Source organism: Cupriavidus sp. BIS7, from assembly GCF_000292345.1.
Taxonomy (GTDB): domain Bacteria; phylum Pseudomonadota; class Gammaproteobacteria; order Burkholderiales; family Burkholderiaceae; genus Cupriavidus.
This window is the reverse complement of sequence record NZ_ALOU01000075.1, coordinates 23,075-34,895: the sequence shown is the minus strand read 5'-3', so window position 1 is coordinate 34,895 and position 11,821 is coordinate 23,075. Positions and strand designations below refer to the sequence as shown.

The following is an 11,821-nucleotide window of genomic DNA, read 5'->3' as shown; positions in this document are numbered from 1 at the left end:
GCTCCAATGCAAAAACGACTGATTGCGCTGCTCGCGCTGAGTGCGGGCAGCGTGCCCGCACTCGCCCAGACTTCGGGCGGCATCACGCTCTACGGGCTGCTGGATACGACCATTCGCTACAGCACCAATGAGGACGCTGCGGGCCACAGCCGCGTGCAGATGACCGACGGCGTACTCACCGGCAGCCGCTGGGGCGTGCGCGGCAGCGAGGATATCGGGGGCGGCAACAAGGCCTGGTTCGTGCTGGAGTCGGGCTTCTCGCCCGACACCGGCACCAGCCAGCAGAGCGGGCGGCTGTTCGGGCGCACCGCGGTGGTCGGGCTCGACGGCAACTACGGCAAGCTTGCGCTGGGGCGCCAATACACGCTGGCGCACGAGGTACTGTCGTCCTACGAGGCCATGGCCTTTGCCAACAACTCCATCGTCGGCTACCAGGGCGGCAACTACACCGGGCTGCGCTACGACAACACCGTCAAGTACATCAAGGACTTCAACGGTCTGCAGGCAGCGGCGGCCTACACGTTCGGCGAGGTGCCCGGCAGCATCAAGAGCGGCTCGGCTGCCGCCGGATCGCTGGTCTATTCGTCGGGGCCGCTGGAGATCGGCGCCGTGTACCAGCAGACGCAGAACGTGACCTCGGCCTTCTTCGGTGCGGTGCCTGCGGCGCAGGCCAGCAAGCAGACGGTATGGGGCCTCGGTGGCACGTGGAAGGCGGCGCGCGCGCAGTATTACCTCGGCTATACCAACAACCGGCTGGATGTGGCGGACTACCGCAACAACGTCGGTTATGTGGGGACGCGGTTCAGTATCACGGACGCGCTGGTGTTTATCGGCACGCTGCAATACGACTGGCTGCGCCATGCGGGGCAGGGCGGCAAGCGGCTGACCACGGCGGGCATGCTGGACTACAACTTCAGCAAGCGTACAGACGTGTACGTGGAGGTGGACTACACGCACCTGCAGGGGCAGTGGATTGCGCTGAACAGTTCCCCGGCGTTTGCAAACAGTGGGAATACGTATGGCAATGCGTCGCGCCTCGGGGTGATGGCCGGCGTGCGGCACAAGTTCTGATGGCGCTATCGTCGACGGCCGCGTTTTCAGCGCGTGGCTGATTTCCAGGAGACATGATGAAGACAGTACTGGTGCTCAACGGGCCCAACCTCAACCTGCTTGGCACCCGCGAGCCAGCCATCTATGGAAGTGAAACGCTGGCCGATGTGGAGCGCATCTGCCACGAAGCCGCGCAGCGGCTGGGCCTGAAGGCGCAATGCCGGCAGACCAACCATGAAGGCCAGTTGATCGACTGGATCCACGAAGCGGGACAACTGTGCGCGCAGGGGGAAATGGTTGGCGTCGTGCTGAATGCAGGGGCGCTGACGCATACGTCGATTGCGCTCCATGACGCAATCAAGGGCGCGGCGGTGCCGGTGGTGGAATACCACATCTCCAACGTGCATGCGCGTGAGGCGTTCCGGCATCACTCGTGGATCTCGCCAGTGGCACGGGCGGTGATGGCGGGGCTGGGCGTGAAGGGATACGCGCTGGCGGTGGAAGCGCTGGCGCGTATCGCGACGGCACCGGCTCAGTGAGAGAAAGCGGCGCCGGTGCTGTAGCTGCTGCGGCTAAGAGGCTGTTTCAAAGCACCCGCATGATCAGCAGTGCGGTGTCCTGCAACACCTGCAGTACCCGGTCCAGCGCCTGCTGCGGTGTCTCGTCACCGATCGGCATATTGACCGAAAGCCCGGCAATCACCTTGCCGTGGCGGTCGCGCAGCGGCACCGCAATACCGCGCACACCCGTCTGCAACTGCTGCTCGAGCATTGCATAGCCCTGCACACCGGCCTTGCGGATCTCCTCGAGCAGACGTTCGTGCTGCAGGATGGTGTAGGGCGTGTACGGCGCCAGCACGCAGGTTTTCAGCCATTCGCGCACCTGCTCCTCGGGGCGGGAGGCCAGCATCATCACACCAGCCGAGCCCAGCGGCGCCGGCACCCGCGCGCCCAGCACAAAGCCCGTGCTCATCACGCGGCTGGTGCCGGTGCGGGCGATAAACACCAGTTCCCATCCATCGAGCACGCTCAGGTAGGCCGCCTCGCCAAGCTGCGCGGTGATCTGCTGCAGGAACGGCTGCACCGTGCGCGGCAGCCGCGCCGAATCGAAATACGACCAACCCACCTTGAGCACGCGCGGCGTCAGGCTGAACAGCGTGCCGTCGCTGGTGGTGTAGCCAAGGTGCTCCAGCGTCAGCAGATAGCGGCGCGCGGCGGTGCGCGTGAGGCCTGTCAACTGCGCCGCCTGAGTGGGCGTGAGGCGGGGATGGTCGTTGTCGAAGGCCTCCAGGATGGCCAGGCCTTTTTCCAGCCCGGCGATCCAGTCGCGCCGGTTCAGCGGTTCGTTTTCCATGGTTAACCCGTGTTTCGCGCGAATGATGATCTGAATGGAGCGATTGTCGCACGCTCACGCGCGAATTGTGGTTGTTGATGGGCTGGCTGGCTCATAACCTTGGACCAACTCAGCCATCCTGCTTTTCGCCATGACCGCACACCGCACGCCGCTCCCGAAATCGATCGCCACCGTCTCCCTTTCCGGCACGTTGCCTGAAAAGCTTGAAGCTGCCGCGGCCGCAGGCTTCGATGGCGTGGAGATCTTCGAGAACGACCTGCTGCATTTCGACGGATCGCCCGCCGACGTTCGGCGCATGGCGGCCGACCTTGGCCTGCAGATCCTGCTCTACCAGCCGCTGCGTGACTTCGAGGCGATGCCCGGCGACGGATTCGCACGCAATATGGGCCGCGCCGAACGCAAGTTCGACGTGATGGAACAACTCGGCGCGGAGATGGTGCTGGTCTGCAGCAACGTGCAGGAAGTGGCCATCGATGACCCGGCGCGCGCCGCCGCGGACCTGCGCTGCATGGCGGAGGCGGCCTCCCGGCGCGGCCTGCGCGTGGGTTTTGAGGCGCTTGCCTGGGGCCGCCACACGCGCCGCTGGCGGCAGGCATGGGACATCGTGCAGCATGCCGATCACCCCGCGCTGGGGCTGGTGCTCGACAGCTTCCATACGCTGTCGCTGGGGGATTCGTTGGCGGGCCTCGACGCCGTGCCGGCAGAGAAGATCTTCTTCGTCCAGCTTGCCGATGCGCCGCGCCTGTCGATGGATGTGTTGTCGTGGAGCCGCCACTACCGCAACTTCCCAGGCCAGGGCGACCTGCCGGTGACCGAATTCGCCCGCGCCGTGCTGCAGGCGGGCTATACCGGGCCGCTGTCGCTGGAGGTGTTCAACGACGACTTTCGCGCGGCGCCGGCCGGGCCAACCGCGCAAGACGGGCTGCGCTCGCTGATCTGGCTGGAGTCGGAGGCCGGCGGCACCGCGCTTCCCGAGCCGCCCGTGCTCGGCGGCGTGGACTTCATCGAGTTCGCCGTCGACGATGCGGCTGGCCGCGAGCTTGCGCAGCGGCTGGAATCGCTGGGGTTCGCCCACGCCGGCCGCCATCGCTCCAAGGCGGTTGACCTGTACCGGCAAGGCGGCATCAACCTGATCCTGAATGCGGAACAGGACAGCGCCGCCGCCGAGCATTTCCAGCTTCACGGACCGTCGGTCTGCGCGCTGGGCCTGAAGGTGGACAACGCCCACCGCGCCATTGCGCGCGCCCGCGCGCTGCTGTGCAAGGAATGGCGCGAGCCGGTGGGGCCCGACGAGCGCGTGATCCCGGCATTGCGCTCGCCCGATGGCATGCTGTATCACCTGATCGACGACATTGATGCCGACCGCAGCATCTACGAGAGCGACTTCGTGCTTGACGCCGTGCCTGACGGGACTGCGGAAGCCGTCCACCACGGCGCCGGGCTGTCCGCCGTCGACCATCTCGCGCAGGCGCTGCCGGCGAACCGGCTCAACAGCTTCGTGCTGTTCTACCGTGCGGTGTTCGGCATGCAGCCGGAGGCCGTGCATGAGATCGCCGATCCGTATGGCCTGGTGAAAAGCCGCGCCATGGTCAGCCCCGGCCGGAACGTGCGCATCCCGCTCAATGTGTCCGAGAGCGGCCGTACCGTCACCGGGCGCTTCGTTGCCGCTTATGCAGGCTCCGGCGTGCATCACATCGCCTTCCGGTCGGACCGTATCGACCGGGCGCTGGAAGCGATCGACCGCAGCCGCGCCGCAATGCTGCATGTGCCGGACAACTACTACGATGACGTGGCCGCCCGGCTCGATCTTGACGATGCATTGCTTGCGCGGCTGCAACGCCTGGGCCTGCTCTACGACCGCGACGCCCATGGCGAATTCCTGCACGCCTACACCGAGCCGTTCCACGAACGCTTCTTCTTCGAACTCGTGCAGCGCACCGGATACCTCGGCTACGGTGCATCCAACGCCGCGGTGCGCATGGCCGCGCAGACGCAGTTGCAGCACGGCTGAGCGGCCGGGGCTAAGGGGCTGACGGACCGGCGCGCGCTGCGCTGCGCAGTCTCTGAAAGGGCTGGGCCGCGACTACACTTCAGGCAGGGGCGGTCACCCGATCCTTCGGCGTTCTTTGGCGGTGCGGCACGGAATAAATCGCGGCAGCCAGGCGTTTACTCAGACGGGCCATAGTTCTTCCGCCGAGGAGGCGCCGTGCGCGATTCACCACTCTGGTTCCGGGCTACCCACGGCCGTGTGATCGTCGGGCTTGCACTCGTCACATTCACATCGCTGGCGGGCGATGTTGGCCGGGCACAGTCAACCGAGGCAGTCGCGCAGTCCGATCGGTATGTGCTGCAGCGCTCCAGTGTCACGTTCGACGTCGACGCTTTCTCGACCTCCCAGATCAGGATGCGCTTTCATCGTGTGGAAGCGCAACTCGAAGGGACGCAGGCCGGGCTTGAGTCGGGTCGCGTTGTGGTGACGATTGATGCCGCAAGCGTTGAAGCGCAACCGCGCTTCCTGTCTCCGATCATCCGGGGCGGCGGCATTCTCGATGTTGCCCACTATCCGGAGATCCGCTTTGTCAGCACTGGTTTTGTCCGGACCGGCGAAGGCAGCGGGTGGCTGTTCGGCAACCTCACGATCCACGGCGTCACGCACACGGTCAGCCTTCTCGTAACACCGCGCGACGCCGGTGGAAGTCCGCTGCCCGATGGCGCACTTGCGTTCTCCGCAGCAGGCGCGGTCAGCCGACGGGAATTTGGCCTGACTGCATGGTTCCCCACTGTGGGCGATGCCGTGCACCTGAATATCCAGGTGGAGTTCGTACGCGGACCCTGAAGCGGCTGGCAGTTCAAGCGGCCGGTAACACCAGGATCTGTTTATCGATGCGACATAGGAGGACATCATGTCGACTCGAATTCATGCGGCGCTGCTTGCCGTATTACTTCTTGCGGCCTGCGGTGGCGATGGGGACCAGCCCGAGACCACGACCGGACCAGGCATGACCGGCGGTGCCTCGTCCGGAAGCGCTCCTGTGGTCCAGCCCGCGCCAGGCGCCGGCAGCATCGGCGGTGGCTCAGGCGGGACTGGTGGGGCTGGTGGCGCGGGGTCCGGAATGTAGCGGGTGGGGCGACTCCGCTCTGCGAAGTCAGCCCCTTTTCAAGGCCTTCTACACTCAGGCTCGCTTCGCAGCCGGGCTGTACGTGTCGGCCGGATAGATCGTCTGGGCTGGCGTTCTTGCCGATTTCCTGGCCAGCACGTAGTACATGACGCCGGTGACGACCAGGCCAACCAGCCAGGAAATGTCTGCGCCGCCCAGCAGCTTTGTCAGTGAGCCGGTGTACATGTGCTGCGCAAGGAAGGGGATCTGTGCCACCACGCCAACCAGATAGCAAAGCAGCGCCGGCCAGTTCCACTTGCCATAGCGTCCGTTCGGATCGTAGAGCGCCGGAATGTCGATGCGCTCCTTGGAGATCAGGTAGTAGTCAATCAGGTTGATGGCACTCCACGGCGTGAAGGCCATCAGCAGCAGCAGGACAAAGTCGCGGAACGTCGCCAGGAAGTCTTTCGAGGCCAGCAGCGCAATCAGCACCGACACAAAAATAAAGCCGAAGATAAACAGTGCGCGGACGGCACCGGTGACGCGGCGCGTACCCGTGAACGCCGTGACGGTGGTCAGCATCGTCATGAAACCGCCGTACGCGTTGAGCGTATTGACGGCCAGTTTGCCGGTGACAATGACCACGTAGATCAGCATTGCCACGGCGCCGCCACCAGCCAGGTCGCCGATAAAAGCCACCTGCGACTTGAGGAACGCCGCGCCCCACGCCGCAGCAACCAGTGCACCAATGGTCATCGACCATTGCGAACCAAGGGCGCTGCCAAGCAGGGTGCACCAGAACGTGGTGCTGACCTTCGTGTTCTGCGGCAGGTATCGCGAATAGTCGGCCACATAAGGCCCGAACGTCAGTTGCCAGCCCGCGCCCAGACCGATGGCGAGAAGAAACGTCGGCCATTCGAACGGCTTCATGCCGAGCAGGGCAGGCACGTTGCCTGTGGAGAACAAACGAATGGCCAGGTACGTGAAACCGATGGCGCCTACGATGCTCGAGATCCGCCCAAGCATATGGATGAGCCTGTAGCCCACCGTGGCAACCAGCATGGTGAGTGCACCGAAGACGATGATGCCAACTGCCGGGGTATCGACACCGATGATCCTGTTGATGGCCTGGCCAGAAAGCACCGTCCCGGTGGCCGCAAAGCCGAGGTACATCAGGATGACCAGCACCAATGGCAGGCACGCCCCGTAGACGCCGAACTGGGCGCGGCTCGAGATCATCTGCGGAATGCCCATGCCCGGCCCCTGCGCCGAATGCAATGCCATGACAATGCCGCCGCCGATATTGCCGATCAACAGGCCGATGATGGCCCAGAGCGGATCGGCGCCGAAAACCACGGCCAGCGCCCCGTCAACAATCGCGGTGATCTGGAGGTTGGCGCCGAACCATAGCGTGAACTGCCCGAAGGGCGTGCCATGGCGCTCGTCATGCGGAATGAACTCGATCGTGCGCCGTTCCATCTGTACTGCCATCTTGTCTCCTTGTGCCTGGCTAGTGTTGGCGATGCCGTTCTCACGGAATTCCGAGAGTTGGCGGACATCGTCCGGCGAGGCGTTCTGGGGCGTCATGCAACTGCGAGGGCAGTTGTCGCGCGCTCTTGTCTTCAAGACTGCGTGGCGCTGGCGCCGTAACAGGCTTTAGGATTTCTCATGTCTAAACATGTCTATACAACTATATAAAGACGCCGCCTGAAAGGCAATGGCGCGTTAAGCACTTTGCCTCTATGGAAAACCCTAAGGGGAGGCCATCAGGCCGTTGGTGTCATTGGACGTGGAGTGTTTCCGCAGACGGGCTGCTGCGATCAGCCATGACGGCTGGGCGCGCAACAGCCCGTGCGCACTAGCGGCTTTCTACCGCGCGGAAGGCGGATTCAATAGCTGCCGCAGCGGATTCAGGGGGCCAATCGGGAGCAGCGAGAACGTCATCAAGTGCGCCTTCCCCAGCGGAAGTGCCTCAAGCATTTCATGCGCTTGCTTTGCGTCCGTGATGTTCAGGATGAATGCCACCCCGGCCCGGTCTTCCAGTGAATACCACTGGTCAATCTTGCCATCGAGGTAGAGCTGCGCCGTCTCGCGAACTTCGGTCGGAAGGATGTGTTGGACCAGTTTCATGTCCGTACCCGGCGGAAACGTACCGATCGCCAATATCTTTGTGGTTGGCGTGGCTGGCATCGGCGCGGTTTGCGCCATGGAGACGCCAGCAGAAGCGGCCAGCACGGATGCCATTGCCATCTCAAGAAGAACGCGTTTCATCATGCGGCCTCGAACACTGCGGTGAGAATACCGAGCCGGTCTTCCACCAGATTTCGACCGAGGTTGGCGGCAAGCTCGGCAAAGCCTGGGCCCATCACAACACCGAGATTGGGGGAGGGCGGCGGCCCTGATGCACGGAGTTCGGCGAACCAGGCTTTGGCTGCCTCGGTGTCGTCCTGCCATGTCAGCGTGCGGAAATCTGCTTGTTCGATCGCCTCACGCGTGGCATTGGCCGTAAGAAGAAAGCTCGTTGCGGGCGTTCGCGCCCACGGAACGGGATAGTACGGCTCGTGGCCGTTTGCGACGACGTCGAACGTTGCGAACCGGCCGCCCGGTTTCAGCACACGACGGATCTCCCGGTATAGCTGTGCGCGCTCGTCGATGTTCATCGCCACGTGCTGCAGCAGTACTACGTCGAAGCTGCTGCCTTCGAAGGGGAGGTCCAGCGCGCTCGCGGTATGGAACGACACGCGTTCGCTCTGGCCCGTTCGCTCGGCCAGATAGCGTGCGGCATCCACGAACGGCTCGCTGAGGTCGATGCCGGTCACGCGGCAGCCCCGTGTCTCAGCAAGGAAACGGGCTGGCCCGCCAACGCCCGAACCGACGTCCAGCACCGACATGTCGGCTGTGATACCGGCCAGTTTGGCCAGATCAGCGGTGGCGGCAAGTCCACGCGTGTGAAATTGGTCAAGTGCGGCCAGTTGCTTCGATGTGAGCGGCTGATCCTCCGGCCCAAAGGACGAGAGTGCGCTCTTCAGCCGCTCGGTCAGGCCAGTCGCACCGTAGTGATCGCGTACGCCATTCAGAGCATCAGTCATTGCAAAGTCTCCATTCGTGAACTGCTGGCGTCAGGTATACCATCCATTTTTGAGGGCGACTATTCATCACAATGTTGACGGGCCATGAAGCAGAACTTCACAGTCAGGCAGGGCGCGCTGGACGGTGTCGAGGTGTTCCTGAGCGTTGCCCAGCATCGCAGTTTTCGCAAGGCAGCCGCGGAGCTTGGCGTGACGCCGTCGGCTATCAGCCAGACGGTGCGTGTACTCGAAGCGCGTATCGGTGCAGCGCTGTTCATACGGACCACGCGCAGTGTTGGGTTGACTGAAGCCGGTGAACAGTTTCTTGCGCGCGCAAAGCCTGCCTTCGAGGAGTTGGTTGCCGCCAGCGAGGTAGCGCGTGGACTCGGCCAGCGGCCGGCCGGATTGCTGCGTCTCTCAGTGCCGCGCGCGGTAATCCCGATTCTGCTGGAGCCGCTGATCGTCTCGTTCTGCAGGGCTTACCCCGAGGTAGAGGTGGAGCTTGCCGCGAGCAAGGAGGTGATCGATCTTGCGGCCGAAGGATTCGACGCCGCCGTCCGGCTGGGGCATCTCGTTGCTCCAGATATGGTGGCGGTGCCAATGACGCCACCATTTCGTCTCATCGTGGTCGGCAGTCCTGACTACTTCGCGGAGCGCAGCCGGCCCACGCATCCGAACGACCTGCGCCAGCATGCATGCCTGCGATGGCGGCGAACCAACGGCGCGATCGCGCTATGGTCATTCAACGATAGCGACAGCGACAGCGACAGCGACAGCGACCAGACGATCGAGATTGCCGTATCCGGCCCGCTTATCGCCAATGACTACTCCAGCATGCTTGGCGCGGCAATGGAAGGCCTGGGTCTTGCCCAGATACCTGAGCCGCTGGCAACTGGTGCGTTGAGTTCGGGAAAGTTGATACACGTACTGGAGGCGTACGCGCCGGTGAGGCCGGGGGTGTTTCTCTGCTATCCGGGCCGCCGGCAGATCATGCCGAAGTTGCGCGCGTTCATTGATCATGTGAAGAGCCGCGCGGCAGGTGACAAGCACTGACAGCGTCCGTGCATGCTGACGACGGCCCGGACGCCGTGCCTGGCCCGGTTTTCCGCCACTTCGACGTGCTCGCCTGTTTCGCCTAAAGTTGTTGCTGGCTCTGCAAAAGGAGGCTCGTGATGGCTCAACGATTCGACGCGATCATCATCGGCACCGGACAAGCGGGCCCGGCGCTTGCCGCGCGGCTGGCCGGGTCGGGCATGAAACTGGCGGTCATCGAGCGCGGGCGTTTTGGCGGCACCTGCGTGAACACCGGCTGCATTCCCACCAAGACCCTGATCGCAAGCGCGTACGCAGCCCAACTGGCGCGGCGGGCTGCCGAGTACGGCGTGACGATCGGCGGGCCGGTCGCCGTCGACATGAAGCAGGTGAAGGCACGCAAGGACAAGATCTCGGGACGCTCCGGCAACGGCGTGGAGCAGTGGATGCGAGGACTGGAGAACGTCACGGTCTATCAAGGCCACGCGCGTTTCGAGAGTGCGCACGGTGTGCAGGTCAATGGCGAATTGCTGGAAGCCGACCGGATATACGTGAACGTGGGCGGCCGGGCGCTGGTTCCGCCCATGCCAGGGCTCGATCAGGTGCCGTACCTCACCAACTCGGGAATGATGGACGTGGATTTCCTGCCGGAGCACCTGATCATCATCGGCGGCAGCTACATTGGCCTCGAGTTCGCCCAGATGTACCGGCGTTTTGGGGCCAGGGTGACCGTCGTCGAAAAAAGCCCGCGCCTGATCCAGCGCGAAGACGAGGACGTGTCACAGGCCGTGCGGGAGATTCTGGAAGGCGAGGGCGTCGATATCAGGCTCAATGCCAACTGCATGACCGCGCGCAGGGATGGCGATCATATTGCCGTCGGGCTGGATTGCGCGAGCGGCGCGCCCGAAGTCCACGGCTCGCACCTGCTGCTGGCAGTTGGGCGCGTGCCCAACACCGATGATCTGGGGCTCGATAAAGCGGGCGTGGAGACCGACGCGCATGGCTATATCAAGGTGGATGAACAGTTGCGCACCAACGTTCCGGGCATCTGGGCGCTTGGCGATTGCAACGGCCGCGGCGCCTTCACGCATACGTCCTACAACGACTATGAGATCGTCGCGGCCAACCTGCTCGACAACGATCCGCGCATGGTGGCGGACCGTATCCCGGCCTATGCCTTGTTCATCGATCCTCCACTTGGCCGCGCTGGCATGACGGAGCGGGAAGCGCGGCAATCCGGACGCAAGGTGCTGGTCGGCACTCGCCCGATGAGTCGTGTCGGGCGGGCCGTGGAGCGGGGCGAGAGCCTGGGCTTCATGAAGGTGGTAGTTGACGCTGAGACCCGGCTGATCCTTGGTGCCGCGATCCTTGGCCTGACTGGCGACGAGGTGATTCACTCGCTGCTGGACATCATGTATGCCAAGGCCCCCTATACGACGATCAGCCGCGCGATGCATATCCATCCCACGGTGTCGGAGCTGGTGCCGACGCTGCTGCAGGATTTGCGGGAACCGGACTAGCTGTGCCTGGCTGGCGCTGGGGCTGGGCTGCGCATCGGCCGTGGCCTGTCCGCGGCATGCGTTTCGGTGATCAAGGATGCTGCGGCGTTGTCGAATTGAAAGCCTCGGCAAACTCGTCGGAATAGATCTCGGCCAATGCGGTACGCAATGCCGCGGCCCGCTCCGCGCCATAGACCGCTTCAAAGCGCTCCTGGGCACGTCGCCACAATCGATTCGATTCTGTCAGCTTGGCCCGTCCTGTCGCAGTCAATTCCACGCGACGGCTGCGGCCGTCGGCCTCGTCACGCGTCTGGATCAGGTAGCCGTCGCGTTCAAGCGGCTGAATATTGCGCGCCAGGGCGGAGCGGTCCAGCACCATGGCGTGCGCAAGCTCGGTCATCGTTGGACGATCCCCACGCGAGACGTGCAGCAGCACGGACCGCTGCGAAACGCTCAATCCACATGGCGCCAGTACGGCGTCATAAAGCTGGGAGATGCGCCGCGTTGCCTTGCGGAGCGCGGCGCCGTTGCAGACCAGGGGATCCTTGATGATCGATGATGACATTGCCGGGTGCGTTCCTGTTTCGTGTCGCGCCTGAGCCCTGCGTTGCGCATCCGGCGCTTCCCGCAAAGGCTCCCGTCAAAAGTATACGCCGCCTTGACGAATACGGGTATATGCAAGTAAATTTAGATGCGTGCATATGCAAGTATATTGACGGTA

At 63.7% G+C, this 11,821-nt stretch carries 11 protein-coding genes; 6 read left to right on the top strand and 5 right to left on the bottom strand.

All coding sequences use genetic code 11. The features are described from left to right. Positions 1-6 precede the first annotated feature (6 nt). Both B552_RS0123195 and aroQ read left to right on the top strand, forming a co-directional pair. Positions 7-1,071 carry a porin gene (locus tag B552_RS0123195; protein ID WP_019451450.1) on the top strand — a complete coding sequence of 355 codons (1,065 nt, stop codon included), beginning with the start codon at positions 7-9 and terminating at the stop codon, positions 1,069-1,071. 56 nt (positions 1,072-1,127) lie between these two features. Next, positions 1,128-1,589, top strand: coding sequence for a type II 3-dehydroquinate dehydratase (gene aroQ / locus B552_RS0123190; protein ID WP_019451449.1), 462 nt, complete (start codon positions 1,128-1,130; stop codon positions 1,587-1,589). A gap of 46 nt (positions 1,590-1,635) precedes the next feature. On the opposite strand, the gene B552_RS0123185 is transcribed toward aroQ, so the two are convergent. Then, positions 1,636-2,403: an IclR family transcriptional regulator C-terminal domain-containing protein gene (locus tag B552_RS0123185; protein ID WP_019451448.1), complete on the bottom strand. Its 768-nt coding sequence runs from the start codon at positions 2,401-2,403 to the stop codon at positions 1,636-1,638. A gap of 130 nt (positions 2,404-2,533) precedes the next feature. On the opposite strand from B552_RS0123185, the gene B552_RS0123180 reads away from it, so the two are divergent. Together B552_RS0123180 and B552_RS0123175 are read left to right on the top strand one after the other, a co-directional pair. Then, the gene (locus tag B552_RS0123180; RefSeq protein ID WP_019451447.1) at positions 2,534-4,414 is read left to right on the top strand and encodes a sugar phosphate isomerase/epimerase and 4-hydroxyphenylpyruvate domain-containing protein; all 1,881 of its coding nucleotides are present in this window, start codon (positions 2,534-2,536) and stop codon (positions 4,412-4,414) included. Between the two features lie 195 nt (positions 4,415-4,609). Further along, positions 4,610-5,239, top strand: a complete 630-nt coding sequence (locus B552_RS0123175) for a YceI family protein (protein WP_157160328.1) — start codon at positions 4,610-4,612, stop codon at positions 5,237-5,239. 337 nt (positions 5,240-5,576) lie between these two features. Here the strand turns inward: B552_RS0123175 and B552_RS0123170 are convergent, their stop codons facing one another. The 3 genes from B552_RS0123170 to B552_RS0123160 form a co-directional block, all read right to left on the bottom strand. Then, the gene (locus tag B552_RS0123170) at positions 5,577-7,025 is read right to left on the bottom strand and encodes a cytosine permease (RefSeq protein ID WP_202802753.1); all 1,449 of its coding nucleotides are present in this window, start codon (positions 7,023-7,025) and stop codon (positions 5,577-5,579) included. Positions 7,026-7,370: 345 nt separating this feature from the next. Continuing rightward, positions 7,371-7,775, bottom strand: coding sequence for a hypothetical protein (locus B552_RS0123165; protein WP_237718336.1), 405 nt, complete (start codon positions 7,773-7,775; stop codon positions 7,371-7,373). Then, entirely contained in the window at positions 7,772-8,590 is an 819-nt protein-coding gene (locus tag B552_RS0123160; RefSeq protein ID WP_019451443.1) for a class I SAM-dependent methyltransferase, read from the bottom strand. Before B552_RS0123160 ends, B552_RS0123165 begins: the two co-directional genes overlap by 4 nt. Before the next feature lie 84 nt (positions 8,591-8,674). Here B552_RS0123160 and B552_RS0123155 point away from each other — a divergent pair, with 84 nt between their 5' ends. Both B552_RS0123155 and B552_RS0123150 read left to right on the top strand, forming a co-directional pair. Continuing rightward, positions 8,675-9,622 carry a LysR family transcriptional regulator gene (locus B552_RS0123155; RefSeq protein WP_019451442.1) on the top strand — a complete coding sequence of 316 codons (948 nt, stop codon included), beginning with the start codon at positions 8,675-8,677 and terminating at the stop codon, positions 9,620-9,622. 119 nt (positions 9,623-9,741) lie between these two features. Next, on the top strand, positions 9,742-11,121 hold the full coding sequence (locus tag B552_RS0123150; RefSeq protein ID WP_019451441.1) for an FAD-containing oxidoreductase: 1,380 nt from the start codon (positions 9,742-9,744) through the stop codon (positions 11,119-11,121). 70 nt (positions 11,122-11,191) lie between these two features. Here B552_RS0123150 and B552_RS0123145 read toward each other — a convergent pair whose 3' ends face one another. Continuing rightward, positions 11,192-11,665 (bottom strand): MarR family winged helix-turn-helix transcriptional regulator, encoded by a 474-nt coding sequence (locus B552_RS0123145; protein WP_019451440.1) that lies wholly within the window; start codon positions 11,663-11,665, stop codon positions 11,192-11,194. Positions 11,666-11,821: the final 156 nt, after the last annotated feature.